The organism is Paludisphaera mucosa (genome assembly GCF_029589435.1).
GTDB classification, from domain to species: domain Bacteria; phylum Planctomycetota; class Planctomycetia; order Isosphaerales; family Isosphaeraceae; genus Paludisphaera; species Paludisphaera mucosa.
Window position 1 is genome coordinate 1,978,260 of sequence record NZ_JARRAG010000001.1, and the last position, 20,851, is coordinate 1,999,110.

Below are 20,851 nucleotides of genomic sequence, written 5' to 3' on the forward strand. Positions count from 1 at the left end.
AACGCATCGTGAATCGCTGGATCACAGGAGCACTCGTGGCGACCTCGCTCGCGGCGAACTCGGCGGCGGCCGACAAACGGCCGATGACGATGGACGACCTGCTGGCCGTGATTGCGGTCGGCGACCCCCAGATCTCGCCCGACGGCGGGTCGGTCGTGTACACCGTCTCGGAGTACGACAAGGAAGCCGGCAAGTCCAACGGCAGCCTCTGGATCGTTTCGACGGGCGGCGGCGAGCCTCGCAAGCTCACCTCCGCGCCGGGGTCGAACAACCACCCCCGCTGGAGCCCCGACGGCAAGACGATCGCGTTCGTCTCCTCGCGATCCGGCTCGTCGCAGATCTGGCTGCTGCCGATCGACGGCGGCGAGGCCCGGCAGCTCACCAAGCTGCCGATCGACGTCGACGGCCCGCTCTGGTCGCCCAAGGGGGACAAGATCGCCTTCGCCGCCCAGGTCTACCCGGGCAAGTCGCCCGCCGAGACGGCCGCCAAGGACAAGGAGAAGGAAGACGCCAAGAGCAAGGTCCGCATCTACGACCAGCTGATGGTCCGCCACTGGAACGCCTGGGACGAGGGGAAGAAGAGCCACCTCTTCGTCGCCGACGCGACCACCGGCGAGGCCGTCGACCTGACCCCCAAGCTGGATGTCAACACCCCCCCCGCCCCGTTCGGCGGCTCCGGCGACTACGCCTGGTCCCACGACGGTTCCACGCTGGCGTTCACGGCCGAGCCGATCAAGGACCTGGCGTGGTCGACCAACACCGACGTCTGGACCGTCCCCGCCGCCGGCGGCGAGCCGAGGAACCTGACCGAGTCCAATCCCGCGGCCGACGGATCGCCGCTCTACTCTCCCGACGGCAAGTATCTCGCCTACCTCACTCAGGCCAGACCCGGCTTCGAGTCGGACCTGTGGGTCCTTCGCGTCCGCAACCTCGACACCGGCGAGGTGATCGACGTCAGCTCGTTCCTCGATCGCCCGGTCCAGGGATTCGCCTGGAAGACGGCCGACAGTCTGGTCGCGTCGATCGACGATCAAGGCTCAGTCCCTATCGTGAGCCTGAACGTCTCGGGGAATCGCGACAAGGTCCCCCGGTTGGCCGGCGGGGGCGTCAACGCGTCGCCGTCCGTCGGGCCCAAGGGCGAATCCGTCGCCTTCGTCCACCACTCGGCCGACAAGCCGGGCGAGGTCTATTTCAGGCAGAAGGACGGCGAGCCTCGGGCCCTGACCTCGCACAACGCCCCCCTGACCTCGAAGCTCGACCTGTCGCCGATGGAGTCCTTCACCTTCGACGGAGCCGAGGGCGACAAGGTGCAGGGATGGCTGCTCAAGCCGCCGGGGTTCGATCCGAAGAAGAAGTACCCGGTCGTCTTCCTGATCCACGGCGGGCCCCAGGGCGCCTGGCACGACGAGTGGCACGGTCGCTGGAATTACCCGATGTTCGCGGCTCCGGGCTACGCGGTCGTGGCGATCAACCCGCGGGGGTCGACGGGCTTCGGCCAGAAGTTCACCGACCAGATCAGCCTCGACTGGACCGGCAAGGTTTACGGCGACCTTATGAAGGGGCTCGACCACGCGCTGGCGACATACGAGTTCCTGGACAAGGACAGGATCGCGGCGGCCGGCGGCTCGTACGGCGGGTTCATGGTCAACTGGATCTGCGGCCACACCGACCGCTTCAAGGCCCTGGTCAGCCACGCGGGCGTCTTCGACCTGATCAGCATGTACGGCTCGACCGAGGAGCTTTGGTTCCCGGACTGGGAGTACGGCGGCCCGCCCTGGGTGAAGCTTCAGCACTACATCGACCGTTCGCCCAGCCTCTTCGCCGACAAGTTCAAGACGCCGACCCTGGTCATCCATGGGGCCCTCGACTTCCGCGTGCCGGACGCCCAGGGCCTCGGCATGTTCACGAGCCTCCAGCGCGTGGGCGTCCCCAGCCGCTACGTCTGGTTCCCGGACGAGGGCCATTGGATCGCCAAGCCGGCCAACCGGATCGTCTGGTGGGCCGAGATCCACGACTGGCTCGCCAGGTACCTGAAGTGAGGCCGACCGGGGGAGGCGCGAACGCGTCGCCTCCCCCCCGCCCTCGCGGGAGACGCGCGTGATCGAGTTGCGCGACGTGACGCAGCACTACGGGGTGCGGCCGGTCGTCCGGTCGGTCAGCCTCCGCATCGAGCGCGGGGAGTTGGCGGTGATCCTGGGCCCGAACGGCATGGGCAAGTCGACGCTCCTGGGCGTGATGGCCGGCGTCCTCTCGCCCCAGGCCGGCAGCGTCCACGTCGACGGCATGCTCCGCAAGGGCGACCCCGAGGAAGAGCTGGCGATCCGCCGCCGCTGCGTCTACCTGCCCGACAACCTCTGGATGCCCGAGCAGCACACCGGTCGCGAATACCTGCTCTCGGTCGGCCGGCTCTACGACGTCCACCCCGAGCGGGTCATGGAGCACGCCGACCAACTCCTCGACCTCTTCGACCTCAAGGAAAAGGGCGAGAGCCCGATCGTCGGCTATTCGGCGGGCCAGAAGAAGAAGATCGCCCTGTGCTCGGCGCTCATCACTGAGGCCCCGATCCTCCTTCTCGACGAGCCGTTCTCCGGCGGCCTGGATCCGGCGGGCCTGCTGACGCTCAAGAAGGTGTTCCAGCACCACGCCCGCAGCAAGCAGCTCACGATCGTGATGACCAGCCCCGTCCCCGAACTCGTCGAGGAGATCGCCACCCGGATCGTCATCATCCAGGACGGCCGCATCCTGGCGCAGGGGTCGCTCGACGACCTCCAGCGACTGACGGGATGTCGGGGTAGCCTGAGCGACGTCCTCGAGCGCCTGATCTTCCCCGACACCACGCGGAAGCTCGCCGAGTACTTCCAGGACTACCGGCGATGAGGAGCCGCCTCCGGCTGGCCGCCCCGTGGAAGGCGCTCTTCACGCTGGCGATCGTCTTCGCCGTCTCGGCCGCGAGCATCCGTATTTTGCTCCCGCCGGGGGTCGGCCCCGAGTCCTACCGCTTCCCCACGGGGACGCTCTTCTTCGCCGCCGCGGCCTACGGGGTCTATCGGGCCTGCTACTTCCACCCCTATTTCCGATCCGGATACCGCGCGTGGCTGGCGACGACGCCGTGGACCGTCGACAAGCCCCTCCCTTTCGGGCCGATCGAGCTGGACTGGCCCGACGTCGTGGTCCTCGGCGCCTTGATCCTGATGTACGCCGTCGTCCCCGATCACCAGTCGGCGCGGATCATCGCCGTATTCCTGTTCTTCCACGGCCTGTTCCTGACGATCTCCATCTACAACGCGGCGAACCACGTCCCAGCCTACGCGGCGCTCTTCGGGCTCGGGCTGATGGTGCGGCTCTGGCCCCAGCCGTGGGCCTGCGCGCTCACGGGGGTCGTGGTCTACCTGATCGAGTACGACGGCCTGCGGATCTCGCTGCGGTCGTTCCCGTGGGCCGCCACGGATTCGCCGACTCCCGTCGAGGATGCGGAGCGGACGACCTTCGACCCGGCGCGGGCCTCGTGCGGCTGGCCGTACGACCGCCTGCTCAAGGACCCCCAGCAGGCTCCCGGCGCGCCGGAGACGCGGCCCGAAGCCCCTTTCCGGCCCGCGGGGATCGGCACGAACCTCGAAGAGATGCCCTGGCACCGCCTGCTCGGCACGAAGCTCGACTATCTCATGTGGAGCCTGCTGCTGGGATGGTGGGCGTCCTGCTTCGGCCCCATCCTGGCCGAGCAGGACCGCTACCCGACTTTCCTTTCGATCGCGACGCTCGCCGTCGTGTCGATCTCCTTCATCACCCGACTGTCCCTCTACAAGATGGGCTACGCCTCGCCGATCGGCGAATGGGGACGAATCCGGACCGGCCGTTGGATCATCCCGGGGCACGACGTCTTCGCCTTGGCCCTCGTCCTGATCCCGATCGCGCCCGCCCTGACCTTCTGGGGCTTGGTCGTCAACGGGGTTCCGTGGCGGATCGCCGGGCCGATCGCCTTGAGCGTCGCGCTCTTCGTCGCGCTGGCGACGCCGCCGGGGCTGCGACGCTGGCGGCTGGTGGGCCGACACCGCCTGGTCCCGGGCCAGGCCCGGAGCGCCGCCGGATCGTGAGGCCCGATTCCGTCCTCACACGGCTTGTCGGACGTCCCCTCGATCTGGCAAGATCCTCGGTGTTTCGTGCGCCTTGGGGCTTTTCGAGGACGACCCGAAGATGACCGCCACGCCTCCCGCCGGACAGCGACCGATCAGCGAAGTGGCCCGCGATCTCGACATCGCGCCCGACCACCTGGAGCCCTACGGGCGCGACAAGGCGAAGGTCCATCTCGACGTCCTCTCCTCGGGCCGCAAGCCGGGCAAGCTGATCCTCGTCTCGGCGATCACCCCCACGCCGGCCGGCGAGGGGAAGACGACGACCTCCATCGGCCTCGCGCAGGGCCTGCATCGGATCGGCAAGCGCGCGGCCCTGGCGCTGCGGCAGCCGTCGATGGGCCCGGTGTTCGGCCGCAAGGGGGGGGCGACGGGCGGCGGCCTCAGCAAGGTCGAGCCTTCCAACAAGATCAACCTCCAGTTCACCGGCGACTTCCACGCGATCACCGCCGCGCACAACCTGCTGGCCGCCGCCATCGACAACCGGCTCTACTTCCGCGACCTCGACCTCGATCCGACCCGCATCCTCTGGAAGCGGGCGCTCGACATGAACGACCGCTCGCTGCGGCGGATCGTCGTCGGCCTCGGCGGTCATTCCCAGGGGGTCCCGCGCGAGAGCGGGTTCGACATCACAGCGGCCAGCGAGGTCATGGCCATCCTCTGCCTCTCGGAGTCGCTCAGGGACCTCCGCGAGCGGCTCGACCGCATCCTGGTCGGCTACGCCGGCGACGGCTCGCCGGTCCTGGCCAAGAGGCTGGGCGTCACGGGCGCGATGACGGCGATCCTCAAGGAGGCGATCCTCCCGAACCTCGTCCAGACGACCGAGTCGACGCCCGCGTTCATCCACGGCGGCCCGTTCGCCAACATCGCCCACGGCTGCAACTCGGTCCTCGCCACCCGCATGGCGCTCGCCACGGCCGACTACGCCGTCACCGAGGCCGGGTTCGCCTTCGACCTCGGCGGCGAGAAGTTCCTCGACCTCAAGTGCCGCTCGGCGGGGCTGAATCCGGCCGTGATCGTCCTGGTCGCCACGATCCGCGCGCTCAAGATGCACGGCGGCGTCCCCCTGCCCGACATCACGAAGACCGACGCCGCCGCCGTCGAGCGCGGCCTGGTCAACCTCGCGGCGCATCTCGACAGCGCCGAGCACTTCGGCAAGCCGGTCGTCGTCGCGATCAACCAGTTCGGGACGGATACGGCCGAAGAGGTCGGCGTGGTCGAGAATTTCTGCAAGGGCCGCAACATCCCCTGCTCTCCCGCTAACGTCTTCGGTGCGGGCGGCGAAGGCGCGATCGACCTGGCCGAGAAGGTCGTCGCCGCCGCGTCGTACCCCGAGACTCCCTACAAGCCGCTGTATCCGCTGGACTGGTCGGCCGAGAGGAAGATCGAGCAGATCGCCAAGGTCATGTACGGCGCGGCCGGCGTGAGCTTCCAGCAGATGGCCGAGCAGAAGCTCCGCAAGGCCGAGAAGCTCGGCTACGGCCAGTTGCCGATCTGCATGGCGAAGACGCAGGATTCGCTGTCGGACGACCCCAAGCGACGGGGCCGTCCACAGGGCTTCACGCTCCACGTCCGGGACATCGAAATCGCCGCCGGAGCGGGGTTCCTGGTCGCCCTCACCGGCGAGATCATGCGAATGCCGGGCCTGCCCCTGCGGCCCGCCGGCGAGCGTATCGATGTGGACGAGGCCGGCGAGATCACCGGGCTCTCGTGAGTCTCGCTCAGCGAGTGGCGCGGCCCTTGGGCTCGCGCCGCGCGACGGTCGCCCGGGAGCCGTCGTCGAGGTGCTCGGCGATGGCCCGGTCGATGTTCGCCAGTGTCGCGGCGGTGGCCCCCTGCTCTCTCCGCAGGATGCGGCCCTCGCGGTCGATCAAGATCATGGTCGGATAGAACCAGACCTGCAGCGCCTCGCGGACCGGGCAGGCGTCGTCCATGCCGACGACCAGGACGGGGTAGTTGATCTTCAAGCCGTCGGCGACCTCCTTGACCTTCGCCGCCCGCTCCGGCTCCTTCGTCCGCTCGTAGGCCACGCTGACGACCTGGATCTTCTTGCCGCCCAGCCGCGCCTGGATCTCGCTGAGGTGGGGGATCGAAGTGCGGCAAGGCAGGCACCAGGTGCCCCAGAAATCCAGGAGGATCAGGTCGGCGTCGAAGTCGCGGATCGAGACCAGCTTCCCGCTCGTGTCGTAGAGCGCGAAGTCGGTGATCCGCCGTTCATCCGGGTCGTAATCGCAATACGGCGTCGTCCGCTCGACCTTCGCCGCAGCGGCCTTCGAGGTCCTGGCCGTAGTCGCGGCCGAGGCGACGACCGGGGCGGCCTTCGCGGCCCTGGCCGTGGCGACGACCGTGGCCTGAGTCTGGGCGAGGGCCTCGTCGACCGGGATGGAGTCGTTACTTGAGAGGACGTCCGACCAGGTCGGTCGGGCCTTCTCCGCCGTCGGGACGTCGGCGTTCGCCGGCCGTCGCGAACTCCGGGAGCCTGCGCGGGGTTTCGGTCTGGCCTCCTCCGCGGGCTCGGCGTCGTCGAGGATCACTGGGCCGAAGCGCTGGCCGCGGCCGCCTTCGATCACGCCGTCGGGCAGGCTGTGCGGTGGCTCGCCGTCGAGGCTCGCGTCGGGCTCGTCGGCGGGCGGAAGCTCGTCGCTGCGGGCGCTCACCTTGCTGATCTCGCGGGCCGGCGGCAAGGGGTTGTCGCCGTCGTCCTGGGAGTCCGCCGGCTCGTCGTCCGCGGCGTCCGCCGGCGGGGTGCGAGGGCGGGCGGCCTTCGAGGACCAGGCGGGGGTCGGCTCGTCGAGGTCCTCGGGGAGGGTCTCAAGTCGGGGCCTGACGGAGTTCGGACTTGCCGCCGTCCGGGGTTCGACGAGATCCGCGTCCTCTGGCTCGGCCGCCCCGTCCTTCTCCTCGGTCCGGCCGACGGATTTGACGCGGGCGTTCTCGGGGGCCGCGGCGACCTCGACGTCGTCGCCGGTCGCGGCGTCGCGGGGATGGAGGCTGATCCGAACGTCGGTGTCGGGGGCTTCGGCGGCGGCGCGGCCGGTCATCATCCCCTGCTCGCCCTGATACTCGGCGATCACCGTGTACGACGAGCCGGGACGGACACCCCGGAGCGTGAACGCGCCCGAACGGTCGGTCGTGGCGTGGACGACCTTGCCGCCCGCAGCCCCGGTGAGGGCGAGGCGGACGACGGCGTTGCGGGCCGGCTGGCCGTCGGCGTCGTAGACGCGCCCCGATATCCGGCTCGTCGTCCTCGGCGGATCGGGCAGGACCGTCTCGGCCCGCTCATCGCCGGCGAGGCCCGCGACGACGGGCAAGGGCCTGTCGCCGACCGAGGCCGTCGTCTTGACGTCGGAGGGCGTCACGGCGCGGAATCCGCCGGTCTGCGAACATCCGACGAGGCCCACGCCCAGGATGAGCAGGCAGAGGATGCGGTGGGGTATGCGCATATTCGAGGGCCCTCCTCCTGGGCGGATCGGCGCGGCGACGCTGGCGGATGGTCGCACGCCCGGGCGATCGTCCTTGATCGGGCGGGAGGCCGTCACGCCCCGTGGCCGTCTGTCGCTCAATGGGTGCAAATCCCGGCGAGCTCGCCGTCCGGCGGCCGCCGTTGGTCTCTTCTCTCGGTTTCGGTCGCCCGGCGTCCCGGACTTTAGGCGATTCCGAAAATTTGTCGAGGACAAGCGGCCGAGATTCGAGCCCCGAGGCGCCTCAATTCCACTGCGCCACGATGGCCCGCGCGCCCGAGAGGAGGGCCTCGACGGTCTCGGCGTCGGCGGCCGTCGGGCGGGATCGGAGGTACGCGACGAGGGGATCGATGGCCTCGCCCGCGCGGTCGAGCTGGAGGCAGAGCATTCCCAGGTCGCGCTGTTCGAGCGGGTCGGTCGCCACCGCCGCGAGACGACGCTGGACGACATGGGCGGAGGCGAAATCCTCCTGACCGACGTAGATCGACTTGAGGTTCCGCAGCATCCGGGCCACGACGGTCGCCGGCGAGCAGGCTGCCAGCCGGGCCTCGGGGAGCGGACCGGGCTTGCCGGTCAGTTCGGCGATCCGCCGTTGGCAGGCGTCGGGGTCGAGCAGCTCGCCGCCGTGGAAGGGGTCGACGAACGTGGATTCGCCGTCGTCGAGCCTCAGCAGGAAGTGCGCGGGGGAGTTCACGGGGCCCAGGCTCACGCCGAGGCGTTCGGCGATCGAGCCGTAGAGGATCGACAGGCTGATCGGGATGCCCGTCTTGCGATCGAGGACCTCGTCGAGAAAGCTGTTGCGAGGGTCGAAGTAGTCTTCGGTATTGCCCGTGTAGCCTTCCTCGATGAACAGGACCCAATTGATCTGGCCGAGCACTTTTCGGGCGGAGGCCCCCTCCCGGCGACGAAGGCGCACCCGCTCGGCGAGGGCGTGGATCCGGCCGAGACAGGCCTCGACGTCCAGGCCGGGATGGAAGTCGCGGGCGATCTCCAGGGCCACGCGCGCCAGGTCGGGCCGGGGGTCGCCGGCGACCACGCGGTCGAATTCAGGGCTCGACGGATCGGTCGATCGCATGCGTCCGCCTCCCTTTCCGGTTCAACCCGCCACCCGTTGCTTGGGGGCCGCGACCTCCGCGGCGCCGGCGACTTCCACGTTCGGCCGGTTGGGCTCGGCCGCCGGCCTGGTCTTGGGCGTGCGGGCCGCACGCGACGTCACCCAGGCGGTCGGCCCCACCACCATCACGAACCCCAGCAGGCCGGCGGGCGTCAACTGCCGGCCTTGCAGGCAGACGTCGAAGCCTAACCCGAAGACGACCTGAGTCAAACTCAACACCGCGATCTTCGCCGGCGGCCCGGACGCGTAGGCCTTGGTCAACAGCACCTGGCCGGCCGTCCCCGACAGGCCCACCCCCAGCAAGAGCCACATCGACGAGGCGTCCAGAGCCGTGATCGGAGTGTTGAGCGGGTGGACGAAGATCAACCACAACGCCAGGACGAGGCTGGCGAGCCCCGAAAAATGCGCCACCACCGCGCGGGCGTCGACGTCCTTGAGGCGGTGCAGTCCCAGCATGGCGACGGCCGTCGTGACCGAGGCCACCAGCGCGATGAAGACGGCCCAGGAATCCCCCACCGTCCCATGAGGCTGCTGGATGAGCACGACCCCGAGGACGCCGCAGACCACGCACGCCAGGTCCGTAAGCCGCCCGCCCCGACGGCTATGGACGAACGTCGTCAGGACGATCCAGAGCGGATAGGTATTGGTGAGAGTGAGGACGTCGGCGACGGGGAGTCGGGTCAGGGCGTAGAACGTGCACGCTACGCTCAACGTCCCGGCGATGCTCCGCCACCACAGCGTCCGCGGCTTCCAGACCACCAACTTCGCGCCGCCCGCAAGGGCGAGCGCCGTCGAGAAGACGAACGTGCTGAAGATCCGGATGAAGGCGATGAGCAGCCAGTCGCATCGCGAGCCCACGGCGTGGGTCATCGCGCCCATGGACGCGAAACAGAATGCCGCCGAGATCATCCAGGCCGCGGGCAGAAGGCTGTTCTTGCGCTGAATCATCGAAATCCAAGAGGCCGGGCCGTCGGATCAGCGGCGGACCCGGTTCCAGACGAACGTCGGACCGAGGGTCGTGGTCGACACAAGTCTATCAGGTCCCTCCCGGCTTGTGACGGGCAAACCTAGAGTTCGGGCGTTCACCGGTTCATCGGCTCGCCCGGTTTCGCGAACGAGACCACGAAACGCCTGCCCGAAGCCCCCGGATTGCCGCTCACGGTCAGATGATTCACCCCCTTTACGAGGGTCGCCGCAAATTGTTCCGGCGCCTCCTTCCCCTCGGAGGTGACTGGAAGAACTACCTGGCCGTTCAACGCCACCTGGATGGGCCCGTCCGATTCGACCACCAGCAAGGCCCGTCGGGCCGTATCCGAGGGAAACTCGGCGTGGGCAACCGTCACGGCGGCGAGGGCAGGGTTCGGCGTCGCCGCCAGCTCCACCACGCCTTCTCTCGACTCCGCGCCTCGCGTCCATCGCACCGCCTCGCCCTGAGGACCGGGATACGATCGAGAGGGGTCGATCGAGCCATCCGGAGCCATCCAGTCGAAGGCCTGCGGCGGCATGGGGCCGAGGAGGCGCCAGTTCCGGACGGGTTCCAGGCGGGCGAGGACGCGTTCGAGGGCCAGCGCCGCGTCGGGCGATCGGCCTCCCTTGGCCGCTAGACGACGCAAGTCGGGTTCGACCCGGTCTCGGATCGCCAGGAGGGCTCCGAGGCTCCCTCGGCGGAGCGAGGGGTCGGGGTCGTCGAGGGCTGCGACGTAGAGCGGAAGGGCGCGCGGGTCGGGGAGAGAGCAGAGAGCGGCCAGGATCGCGGTCCGGTCGTCGTCGCGGGTCGAACCGGCCTTTTCGACGAGCCGCGGGACGGCCTCTCGGAGTTTGAGCGGACCGGCGGCCAGAAACGCGGCACGGCGGACGTCGGAATCCTCGTCGTCCAGGCGAGCGAGCACCACATTCTTGACGTCCGCCGGCAAGGGGCGAGACGGGTTGAGGCTCATCACCGCGGCGGCCCGGACGAGCGGCGAGGCATGGTGGAGAAATCCAGCCAGGTCGTTCGGCGGGAGGAATCCGTCGCGCGCCAGCGCCGGGAGGGCCTTGGCGACGAGGGTGTCTGGCGCGTCCTCCTCGTAAAGGATCGTGAGACGAGCCCGCACGACGTCGCGACCGCGGAGCCGGTTCAGCGCGTCCAAGGCTGCGGACCGTACGGCCTCGGGTCGTTTGGAATCGACGACGATCGGCAGCAGGAGCCGCGTCGAGGCCGCGTCGTTCAGCGCTCCGAGGGCTTCCACCAACGCCGCCTGGTTGTCACCGTCCGGCTCCTTCGCCAGGGCTTCGCGAAGCAGAGGCCCGGCCGGTGGACCGACCGCCTGGAGGCCGAAGACGGCCTGATATCGGACCGAGGCGTCCGCATCTCCCAGGCCTTGCTCCAGCCCCTTGAGCACCGCGGCCATGCCGGCCGGCTCCCACGGCTCCGTTTTCTTCGGGCGTGGGCCGGCCAGGGGTTTGGGACCGTACCACGCCCCCGACCAGTCGGGATAACGACGATACTGGCCCGCCAAGCAGGCCAGCATCCGACCCCGGACGGCCGGCTCCGGGGTCCTCGGAAGGGCGTTGACCAGGGCTTCCACAATGGAAGTCGACCAGGACTCGTCGGCCAGCAGCAGCGCGGCCTCGCGACGCCTCGGGTCGATCAGTGCGGAGACCAGCGCCTCGAGGTCGTCGCAGCCCAACTCGAGGATCGCCCGCCGGATCGTCCAGGCGGCGTAGCGATCGCCGTCCCCGAGAGAGGCCAGGAGCGCCGGGACGACCGCCCGATCGCCGAGTCGGCCCAGCGCGATCGCGGCCTCGCGGCGCACGGCCGGGTCGCGGTCCGACAGCAACTTCGCCAGGCCGTCGCGTGACGCGAGGTCCCTCCGGATCCCAGCACTCCGCGCCGCGTGCAGTCGAAGCTGGGGGCTCGCATCCAGTAACGCGGCTCGGATTGCCTCACCTCCTGGTGCGGTGCCGGTGCGGTCGAGGGCCCAGAGCGCGTGCAGACGTCCCGACAGCGGCTCAGGCCGGTTCAATCGCGCGATCAACGGCGCGACCGCGGCGGGTCCGGCCGCTTCAAGGTGATCCTGAGCGTCCAGTCGGCGCGACCGGGAGGGCTGATCGAGCTCTCCGACCCACGTCTCGATCGTCCCGTCGCGCGGCGGCACTACTACGGATTCGGGTTCCGAGGACTCATCGAGGAGACGGTAGATCCGCCCCGTCGCCTGCTCATTTCCTCCTCCGGTCGAGCCTGCATCGACAAGCCAGAATCCCCGCTGGTCGGCCGCGATGCTGCGTGGGTGGAAGTCGGGGACTCCGCCGCGGGTGACCAGGGGCGTCCGCGTGACGAGTGACGAGCCTCCCCCGGCCTTATGCATCACGTTGCGGAAGACCGTCTGGGCGTCCGGATCGCACGCGGCGAATTCGCCGAGTATCGCCGGCCCCGCGTCGAAGAAGGCCCCCTGCCCCGACCGACGTCCCTCGAACTTCGAGATCGGCGGCAACGCGCGGAATTCGGCCGAGACGAATTCGTAAGGATAGCCGTACCGCCCGCCCACGATCGGCTGGTGCAGACGCTGCCCCCACCTCGGCTCGTCGACGGCGCTGAAGGCGAAAAGGTCGTCGTTGGACGCGATCGCCAGGCCCGTCGGCCGAGCGTCGCCCGTCGAGACGATTTCGAGTTCCGATCCGTCGGGTCGCACGCGGACGACTCCGCCGCCTTCCATGCGAATCGTCGCACCGGCCTTCCCGACGGCACCGGGGATCCCCTTATCGCCGACCGCAACATAGAGGAAGCCGTCCATCCCCCGCCGGATCGCAAGCGCCCCGTGTTCATCGGCCGATCCGGCCTCCGAGGCGACGCTCAGGCCGTTGACGAGGTCGCGCCGGCCCTCGGCGCGGCCATCGCCGCCGGGGACGTGAAAAGCGGAGAGCGTCGGCGTGTGGACGACGAAGACCTCGTCACCGATTCGTTCCAGCCCGTTCACGGGGTTGAGGTCCTCCGCGAACGTCGAGACTCGGCCTGCCGCGATCCGTAGGACGGCGCCTCGAGATTTCGACGACGCGGCGTCGAAATACCCGCCGACGTAGACCTCGCCGGCCCGCCCCGCCGTCGCGGTCGTCGGCGCGAATTTCGATGGCGTGCGGGCCTCGAGCGTGATGGTCCAGCCATCGGCCGCCGCAGGTGTCTCCGGAGGGGAGGCGATGGCCTTCGGGGCCATTGCCGCGAGGGATAGGAACACGGTCAAGCCGATCGATCCCCGCATCGCGAGCACCCTCCCTGGGCTTCCGCGGTCTTCGACGCCGCGTCCGAACGCTCTGGCGAGCGGCGGCCGCTTCGATCAAAATAGGCGCGCCGGGTCGCGGCGGGATGTTACCGCCTTTCCGGATTCGCCTCAATCGTAAGAAAACCCGCCGGCCGCGCGAGCTGTCGCGACGCCCGCGGGTCCGATCCAGACGAGGAGTACGCCCGTGTCTTCGAGTCCCGCCGTCCCTTCGGCGTCCCGCGACGGGGCCGCGCCGCCCGCCGGCCGGTTCAACAACCCGAGCTACCCCGCACGGACGCATTTCGGCGAGCGGCCTGCGCTCGAGGCGAGGCTGAAATCGTGCGACGACAGGCTTGGCGCCGTGCGCCGGAAGCTGGCCTTGCTGACCAATCATTCGCGGCGACCGGAGTACGAAAAGCTCGTGATTCAGATGCAAGGGGCCCGCGACCAGCTCGCCGAGGCCGTCTACCGGATTCCGCGCGAGGCGGCCGGCCTCTATCACGAGGACCGGGAGCGGCTGGAGGTCGCCGAGCGATCCTTCGCCTGGCTCCTCCGCCGTTGGGAATCGATCTCCTCTTGATTCCGATCCCCAACGCTAGAATCACGACGCCCCGCGCCAGCCCGAGCCGGTCGCGGGGCGTCCGTCGTTAATCAATGAAGACGCCGCTGACCACCGCGTTGACGCCGGCGGTCCTGGTGACGCGGAAGAGGACGTGGCCCGAGACGTTCCAGGTCAGGTAGACGCCGCCGTTGAACGACGCGACGTCCCGCGTGTCGAGGACCTGCCCGGTCGCCGCGTCGACCACCTCGATGCGCTGGGCCCGCGCCGAGCCGTCCCAGTCGACGGCGTAGAGCGAGACCCTGTGGGGCCTGCCGTCGGTCAGGTTGACGTCGATCGTGAACGCCGACGCCGAGTACCAGGTCGAGGCCTGCCGCCTCGCTCCGTCGGCCGTCTCCAGGGCCCGCGGGTCGGTCGTCGTCGCGGCCCAGGTGTAGGCCGCGGCCCCCGAGGTGGCGACGCTGGCGTAGGACGGCAGCGCCGAGGGGTTGTTGAGCATCAGCTGGCCGGTGCCGCCGTAGGCCCCGATCCAGTCCCCCTTCGTGGCCGCGTCCCTGCCCGCGTAAACCTGGCCGGCCGGGGCGTCGTCGAAGAAGACGCCGCTGACCACCGCGTTGACGCCGGCGGTCCTGGTGACGCGGAAGAGGACGTGGCCCGAGACGTTCCAGGTCAGGTAGACGCCGCCGTTGAACGACGCGACGTCCCGCGTGTCGAGGACCTGCCCGGTCGCCGCGTCGACCACCTCGATGCGCTGGGCCCGCGCCGAGCCGTCCCAGTCGACGGCGTAGAGCGAGACCCTGTGGGGCCTGCCGTCGGTCAGGTTGACGTCGATCGTGAACGCCGACGCCGAGTACCAGGTCGAGGCCTGCCGCCTCGCTCCGTCGGCCGTCTCCAGGGCCCGCGGGTCGGTCGTCGTCGCGGCCCAGGTGTAGGCCGCGGCCCCCGAGGTGGCGACGCTGGCGTAGGACGGCAGCGCCGAGGGGTTGTTGAGCATCAGCTGGCCGGTGCCGCCGTAGGCCCCGATCCAGTCCCCCTTCGTGGCCGCGTCCCTGCCCGCGTAAACCTGGCCGGCCGGGGCGTCGTCGAAGAAGACGCCGCTGACCACCGCGTTGACGCCGGCGGTCCTGGTGACGCGGAAGAGGACGTGGCCCGAGACGTTCCAGGTCAGGTAGACGCCGCCGTTGAACGACGCGACGTCCCGCGTGTCGAGGACCTGCCCGGTCGCCGCGTCGACCACCTCGATGCGCTGGGCCCGCGCCGAGCCGTCCCAGTCGACGGCGTAGAGCGAGACCCTGTGGGGCCTGCCGTCGGTCAGGTTGACGTCGATCGTGAACGCCGACGCCGAGTACCAGGTCGAGGCCTGCCGCCTCGCTCCGTCGGCCGTCTCCAGGGCCCGCGGGTCGGTCGTCGTCGCGGCCCAGGTGTAGGCCGCGGCCCCCGAGGTGGCGACGCTGGCGTAGGACGGCAGCGCCGAGGGGTTGTTGAGCATCAGCTGGCCGGAGCCGCCGTAGGCCCCGATCCAGTCCCCCTTCGTGGCATCGTCCTTACCCGCGTAAACCTGATTGGCCGGGGCGTCGTCGAAGAAGACGCCGCTGATCAGGGCGTTGACGCCGGCCGTCTTCGTGACGCGGAAGAGGACGTGGCCCGAGACGTTCCACGAGAGGTAGATCCCGCCGCTGTAGGACGAGACGACTTTCGAGTCGAGGACCTGACCCGTCGCCGCGTCGATCAGGTCGATGCGCTGAATGTTCGAGGGGCCTCCCCAGTCGACGGCGTAGAGCGAGACCTTGTGGGACTTGCCGTCGGTCAGATTGACGTCGATCGTGAAGCCCGAAGAGGAGTACCAGGCCGAGGCCTGCCGCTTCGATCCATCGGGCGTCAGCAGGCCTCGGACGTTCGTCGTCGTCGCGGCCCAGGTCCAGGCGGAAGCCCCGGAGGTCGTGACCGAGGCATAGGACGGCAGCGCCGAGGGGTTGTTGAGCATGAGCTGGCCGGAGCCGCCGTAGGTGCCGATCCAGTCGCCCCTCGTGGTCGTGTCCGCGCCCGAAGGCGGGGACGGTAGGGCCGCGTCGAAGAACACGCCGCTGACGACGGCGCTGGAGCTGGCCGTCGAGGTGATGCGGAAGAGGACGTGGCCGGAGACGTTCCACGTCAGATACACGCCGTCGCGGAAGGATGAGATGGACCGCGTGTCGAGGACCTGTCCCGTCGCCGCGTCGACGACGTCGATGCGCTCCGCCCGCCCGTTGCCGTCCCAGTCGACGGCGTAGAGCGTGGTCAGATGAGACTCTCCGGCCGCGAAATTGACGTCGATGGTGAACGAGGATGCGTACCACGCCGAGGCGATCCGGCCGCTCGTACTATTCGTCTTCTGGAGCGACTGGAAGTCGGTCGCGGACCGGTTCCAGATGAACGTCGAGGCGTTCGTGAGCGAGACGCTCGCGGATGGTGGATACTGGCCGAAATCGCCGGCGATCACCGAGCCCTGGACGCCGTACTGACCCTTCCAGTTCCCGTTCGAAATCATAGACTGGACGAAGGCGGCCTGGGACTGCTGGGTCGGCGCGCCGACCGAGATCGCCGCGGTGGAGACGGCCGATCGCCCCTGCGAGTCGACCGCCGTAACCGAGACGACGTAATTGCCGCTCCCGGTAGGTGCGAAGGCGAATGACTGGGCGGTGGTTGTCGAGATCGAAGTCCCGTCCTTGGTGACGGTCCAGGTGAGCGTGGGGGCCGGCGCGCCCGTGGAGCGGGCGTCCACCAGGCGGGCCTGGGCCCAGTCGGCCGGGATGGTGACGCTCGCGCCGGAGGGCGTCGTGACCACGAGCGAGAGGCTGGAGACGCCGGTGACGTCGACGTTGATGGGCAGGGCGGTCCCAGTCTGCATCACCGGCGAGGTGTACAGGACTCGGCCGTCGCCCACGAGTTGGAAAGTGGCCTGCCCCACGTTCGCGCCGGCCCGATCGTCGATGCCGATGGTCGCCGAGAAGCTCGTGTAGAGCCCCTGGAGCGGGACGACGATGGTCGAACTGCTGGATACGCCCAGGCCCCTGGGATAGGTGACGCCGCCGACCTGCAGCCCAGTCACGCCGGTGCTTCCGTTGAAGGCGCCGTTTTTCACGTACGACCCGCCGGCGACCACCGCCGAGGTGAAGGTGAAGTCGGCGAGGTTCTTCTGGTCGTAGACCTGGAAATCGACCGGCGCGGTCGCCGTGGTGGTGGCCGGCCGCAGGGCGACGGCGATCGCCGCGGCCTGATCCGCGGTGAGCGAGCCGACGTCGAGGTTCGCCAGCAGCGCGGAGAGGTCGGCCGCGTCGACCTTGCGGTCGTGGTTGAAGTCGCCCTGCTCCCACCATTGCTCGACCCGGTTCATGTCCGCGGCGACGATCTGGAAGTCGTTGAAATCCACGTCGCCGTCGAGGTCCGCATCGCCGGGCTGGAGCACCGTGCTCATCACGGCGTCCCATCGCTGGCTCCCCGGGGCGCCGACGTAAGGCTTGAGGCCCCAGAAGTCGGTGGTCAGCGTGAAAAGCGTCATGTTGCCGCCGCCCGCCGCCGTCCAGTTCGAGAGATACCTGCGGTAGGCGTCGTACATCCCGGGGTCTTCGATCGTCGCGGTCTGCACCGCGGCGTTGTTGACGGTCGTGAGGTGGGCGCCGCCTTCATAGGCGTCGAGCGGAAGGCCGTAGGCGGCCGCCGCCTGGACCTGCGACCGGATCGTCCCCGCCGAGGCGTCGATCTGCTGAATCGTCGACGCCAGCAGAGCGGCGGGGTCCGTCGTCGAATTCGCCACGGCGGGCGTCGGGCTCACATAGGGAGCGATCGCCACCGACTTGATGTACTGCGTCACGTCGCCGTAGAGGCGTTGGACGATTTCCAGGCCCGTCCTGGTGTACGTCGGCGAGATCGCCCAGCTGCCGAACACGGGGATGACGCGCGAGAAGTCGGGGCCGTACTCCTGACGGAAGATGTCGGAGAGACGTTTCGTCTGGAGGGCCGACTCCTGCGCGACCCTGTCCATGTCGTTCGTCGCCGTGACGCGCGTATCGGTCCTGGCCATGGCGAGGACCTGGGAATACTCGAGGAAAGCCTGGTTCCAGGTCTCGTTGCTGTACTCGAAGTGAACCTTGAGCCCGGCGTTCAGCTCGCTGTGCAGGAGGTCGGCGAGGTTGCGAACGTAGTCGTCGTCCGCCAGGGCGGCGACCGTGATCCACATGTCCTTCCCGGTCTCGTTGCACAGTTCGATCATCTGCTCATAAGGGACGTTCGATTTGAAGAAATCGTCCGCGACCGCCCGCTGCGACCAGGTTCGTACGGTGGAGTTGTTCGTGCCCTCCCAGGGCATGAAGCGGATGTAGTCGAAGGGCTCGACCGACTTGAGGAACTCGCGCGTGAAGAGCTGGCTGCCGTCGGTCGGGTATCCGGGCGCCCAGATGTGCAGGTCGGACATCGGGTTCGTCGCGTCCGTCGAGATCACGGACATGAAGAGGTTGCGGGAGGGGTCGGTTATCCCCCCGGCGCCGACGATGACCGTGCCTCGCGTGACCCCGTCGGCCCCCTTCACCATGGGTGCGGCCAGGACGCCGACGCCCGAGAAATCGACCGACGCCGTCCCCTCGTAACTCACCTGATACACGCCGTCGGGATACTTGGCGAGAGTCGCGTAGGCGACGGCGGCCGCGAGCGGATAGCCCGTCGTCGTCTTCGGGATGCTCGGATCCGCCGACCATCCCGGGAGCGTGCTGACCTTGCTCCAGCCGTTCATGACCTGACCGATGTCGGTCCAGATCTCGTCCTGGTCCCAGGGGTAGTTGTGCTCGAGGTTCACGCCTACGCCGCTGAGGAGCGCGCGTCGCTCCATTTGTTCGAAGCCCGGCCGACGGCCGGGCCTTCGTCCCAGTCTCTTCATATCATCCTCATAGGGCTAGCAGGTTGCGGATCGTCGCTGAGGAGCCCTTCGCAGGGCGCAGAGGGGCCGGGAGAGGCCCCGGTCGGCTGTCGTCGTCGACCGAAGAGAGCGCGCAGAAGCGGCCGCACGGAGTCGGCGGATCCGCTTCATGCATGTAGACACATTTGTAATAGAATTTGATTACAGGTTGGCGACCTACGAGTCTATCAGCAGGTAGCCGGAATTAAAGCATGTCGCATATTTTGTCGATCCGTGCGTACATTGATCTATTCATAGCGATCGCCACGACGCGAGTGAGCATGGCTGGAGGCTCACAAATCGGGATCTCGGTCGGACATGAGACTTAAAGACCTGAAATCGGAATCACCTCAAATAATTTAAACATCATAATTCACCGGTCCTGATCGGACCTCGCCGCCCGATCTCCGCGAGGGTGGAGACGTCGTCCCGCGGTCCGGAGGTGCGCCGAGGCCTTCCCGCCCGGCCGCGTCCGGAGGATAATTCATCGGGAAGCTGCGCGAGGTTTCGGGGACTCTTCGACCCGCCCCGGCTCCCTGGTTCGACGTGCGATCGGACGGCGGATCGATCGACGGATCGACCATTTCCCCGGTCGAGGACGGATGCGGGCTTCCGAGTGACGGAATTTCTCGGGAACCGCCCGGCCCCCAGGAGCGTCCAAGACTCCAAATGACGCGGAACCTCGACGAAACCAGTCTCGTGCAAGCGTGTCGCGCCGGCCGGACCGAGGCCTACGGCGAGCTGGTCGAGCGCTGCCAGGACAGGCTCTATCCGATGTTGCTGCGTCTCCTGGGCTCCCCGGAGGACGCCCAGGATGTGCTCCAGGATGCGTTCATCCGCGGTTTCGAGAAGCTGGACCAGTATCAGGGGGAGAGCACCTTCTACACCTGGATGTACCGGATCGCCGTGAACCTCGCGATGAGTCGCCTGCGCAGGCCTCGTCTCCGCCGCCTGCTGCGGCTGCTCGACGCGCATCGAGGTCGGCCCGCTCTCGACCCGCCCGACGAGTCGCCGTCGAGCACTCCTTCCTATGCGGCCGAGCGTGCGGAGCGTGAGGCGATCGTCGGGGCGGCGCTCGCGGCCCTGGATCCGGACCACCGGGCGGTGGTGGTCCTCAAGGATTATGAGGGTCGACGGTACGAGGAGATCGGCGAGCTGCTCGGCGTGCCGATCGGCACGGTCCGAAGCCGTCTCCATCGGGCCCGCCATCAATTGCGGCTTCGGCTCCAATCGCTGATCGAGGATGAGCGACCCTCACGACCGATCCTCCCCGGCGTGGAAAAGGCCCTCTCCTGACCCCGGCGCCCCGCGGCGGGCGCCCTCCACCGAATCTCAACGACCTCAAAGATCATCATGAGCGACGACCTCGAGACACTGATCTCGGCCTACCTGGACGACGAGCTGACGCCCGAACAACGGCGCGAGGCGGAAGCGGCGGTCGCCGCCGAGCCGACGAGGGCCGACGAGCTGCGTTCGCTCGGGGCCGTTCACGAGCTGCTCGCCGCACTTTCTCGGCCCGCCGCCCCCGACATGACGGGAAGAGTGCTGGCGAGGCTCGCCGCATCGCCGTCGCCGACGTGGGGGGACATCCGCGCCTTCCCCGCAGTTCCCGCCCTCCGTCGCGCAGCGGCTGCGGCCGTGCTGGTCGCCGGATTCCTCGGCGTGCTGGCCGTGGCCCGCTTCCGGGGCGATCGGCGGCCGGATCATCCGATATCGGCACGCCCAATCGTCCCCCCGGTCGCGATCGCCGAGCCGGCCGTCGCTCGCGATCCGGTCGCCGTCGTCGATCCCATCGGGCCGCCGACATCGGTCGCCGGAGCGGGATCCGGCGTCTTCGACCCGCCCAGCCCCACTTACCCGGCCCGACTCGTCGCTCGCGAGCTGCTGGACCGTCCCGGGCCGTATCGCGTATTCCTGGTCTCGGGCGTCGACGACCAGGCCAAGGATGCGGAAGTGGCCTCGCTTCTCGGGCTTTCGTCCCACCGCGATTTTTACCGTTTCGACGTGCCGGCGGGGGAAAGTCCCAGGACGCCGCGCTCGTTAGTCTACGCGGCCGAACTGGACCCGAATGAGCTTTCCACCCTGCGGTCGCGTCTCGCGGCGGCCTTCCCGGGACGTCTCGACGAGGGGAATTCGGCAGCTTTACTCATGAGCGAGCTGTCGCAGCTCGGCCAGGCGACGACCTTTCGGGCCGATCCGGCGGCCGAGGTCCTCTTTCCCCAGACGAAGATGGCTCTCCGGCTCCCCGCCGAGCCTCCTCAACCCGGCGGGCCGCAACGAGGCGAGGGAACGCTCGCGGCCGAAGACCCGGTCCGTCCCGGACAAGCCTCCCTGGTCGGTCCCCCCGAGCCGTCGTCGGTCGTCCTGATCTGGATGCTCGGAGCCGTTCCGGATTGATTCCGTCGGGAGCCTCGTCGCATTCGACGCA

Annotated in this window: 12 protein-coding genes; 7 read left to right on the plus strand and 5 right to left on the minus strand. The window is 68.9% G+C overall.

Going from position 1 to position 20,851, the window contains the following annotated elements; all coding sequences use genetic code 11:
• The first annotated feature begins 8 nt into the window (after positions 1-8).
• The 4 genes from PZE19_RS32890 (at position 9) to PZE19_RS07945 (ending at position 5,841) form a co-directional block, all read left to right on the plus strand.
• Positions 9-2,039 carry a S9 family peptidase gene (locus PZE19_RS32890; protein ID WP_277860044.1) on the plus strand — a complete coding sequence of 677 codons (2,031 nt, stop codon included), beginning with the start codon at positions 9-11 and terminating at the stop codon, positions 2,037-2,039.
• 58 nt (positions 2,040-2,097) lie between these two features.
• Positions 2,098-2,877, plus strand: coding sequence for an ABC transporter ATP-binding protein (locus PZE19_RS07935; protein WP_277860045.1), 780 nt, complete (start codon positions 2,098-2,100; stop codon positions 2,875-2,877).
• Positions 2,874-4,091 (plus strand): hypothetical protein, encoded by a 1,218-nt coding sequence (locus tag PZE19_RS07940; RefSeq protein WP_277860046.1) that lies wholly within the window; start codon positions 2,874-2,876, stop codon positions 4,089-4,091. The genes PZE19_RS07935 and PZE19_RS07940 overlap by 4 nt, the downstream gene beginning before the upstream one ends.
• Before the next feature lie 100 nt (positions 4,092-4,191).
• Complete coding sequence (locus PZE19_RS07945; protein ID WP_277860047.1) at positions 4,192-5,841, plus strand: formate--tetrahydrofolate ligase; 1,650 nt, start codon at positions 4,192-4,194, stop codon at positions 5,839-5,841.
• A 7-nt stretch (positions 5,842-5,848) separates the two neighbouring features.
• On the opposite strand, the gene PZE19_RS07950 is transcribed toward PZE19_RS07945, so the two are convergent.
• The 4 genes from PZE19_RS07950 to PZE19_RS07965 form a co-directional block, all read right to left on the minus strand.
• Positions 5,849-7,570 (minus strand): redoxin domain-containing protein, encoded by a 1,722-nt coding sequence (locus PZE19_RS07950; RefSeq protein ID WP_277860048.1) that lies wholly within the window; start codon positions 7,568-7,570, stop codon positions 5,849-5,851.
• A gap of 262 nt (positions 7,571-7,832) precedes the next feature.
• Positions 7,833-8,663, minus strand: coding sequence for a SirB1 family protein (locus PZE19_RS07955; protein ID WP_277860049.1), 831 nt, complete (start codon positions 8,661-8,663; stop codon positions 7,833-7,835).
• Positions 8,664-8,684: 21 nt separating this feature from the next.
• Positions 8,685-9,650, minus strand: a complete 966-nt coding sequence (locus PZE19_RS07960; RefSeq protein ID WP_277860050.1) for a DMT family transporter — start codon at positions 9,648-9,650, stop codon at positions 8,685-8,687.
• Positions 9,651-9,784: 134 nt separating this feature from the next.
• On the minus strand, positions 9,785-12,937 hold the full coding sequence (locus tag PZE19_RS07965) for a HEAT repeat domain-containing protein (RefSeq protein WP_277860051.1): 3,153 nt from the start codon (positions 12,935-12,937) through the stop codon (positions 9,785-9,787).
• A 205-nt stretch (positions 12,938-13,142) separates the two neighbouring features.
• Between PZE19_RS07965 and PZE19_RS07970 the strand changes: the two genes are divergently transcribed.
• Complete coding sequence (locus PZE19_RS07970; RefSeq protein ID WP_277860052.1) at positions 13,143-13,517, plus strand: hypothetical protein; 375 nt, start codon at positions 13,143-13,145, stop codon at positions 13,515-13,517.
• Between the two features lie 67 nt (positions 13,518-13,584).
• Here the strand turns inward: PZE19_RS07970 and PZE19_RS07975 are convergent, their stop codons facing one another.
• A complete protein-coding gene (locus PZE19_RS07975) occupies positions 13,585-18,357 on the minus strand; it encodes an NPCBM/NEW2 domain-containing protein (protein ID WP_277860053.1) in 4,773 nt (1,590 codons plus the stop codon).
• 765 nt (positions 18,358-19,122) lie between these two features.
• On the opposite strand from PZE19_RS07975, the gene PZE19_RS07980 reads away from it, so the two are divergent.
• Together PZE19_RS07980 and PZE19_RS07985 are read left to right on the plus strand one after the other, a co-directional pair.
• Positions 19,123-19,719: a sigma-70 family RNA polymerase sigma factor gene (locus PZE19_RS07980; RefSeq protein WP_277860054.1), complete on the plus strand. Its 597-nt coding sequence runs from the start codon at positions 19,123-19,125 to the stop codon at positions 19,717-19,719.
• 57 nt (positions 19,720-19,776) lie between these two features.
• On the plus strand, positions 19,777-20,820 hold the full coding sequence (locus PZE19_RS07985) for an anti-sigma factor family protein (RefSeq protein ID WP_277860055.1): 1,044 nt from the start codon (positions 19,777-19,779) through the stop codon (positions 20,818-20,820).
• The last annotated feature ends 31 nt before the right edge of the window (positions 20,821-20,851 follow it).

Excerpts from the sequence above, each read along its gene's own strand:
- PZE19_RS07940 (WP_277860046.1), top strand. The coding sequence starts at position 2,874 with ATGAGGAGCCGCCTCCGGCTGGCCGCCCCGTGGAAGGCGCTCTTCACG.
- PZE19_RS07945 (WP_277860047.1), top strand. The coding sequence starts at position 4,192 with ATGACCGCCACGCCTCCCGCCGGACAGCGACCGATCAGCGAAGTGGCC.
- PZE19_RS07950 (WP_277860048.1), bottom strand. The coding sequence starts at position 7,570 with ATGCGCATACCCCACCGCATCCTCTGCCTGCTCATCCTGGGCGTGGGC.
- PZE19_RS07955 (WP_277860049.1), bottom strand. The coding sequence starts at position 8,663 with ATGCGATCGACCGATCCGTCGAGCCCTGAATTCGACCGCGTGGTCGCC.
- PZE19_RS07960 (WP_277860050.1), bottom strand. The coding sequence starts at position 9,650 with ATGATTCAGCGCAAGAACAGCCTTCTGCCCGCGGCCTGGATGATCTCG.
- PZE19_RS07965 (WP_277860051.1), bottom strand. The coding sequence starts at position 12,937 with ATGCGGGGATCGATCGGCTTGACCGTGTTCCTATCCCTCGCGGCAATG.
- PZE19_RS07975 (WP_277860053.1), bottom strand. The coding sequence starts at position 18,357 with ATGGAGCGACGCGCGCTCCTCAGCGGCGTAGGCGTGAACCTCGAGCAC.
- PZE19_RS07985 (WP_277860055.1), top strand. The coding sequence starts at position 19,777 with ATGAGCGACGACCTCGAGACACTGATCTCGGCCTACCTGGACGACGAG.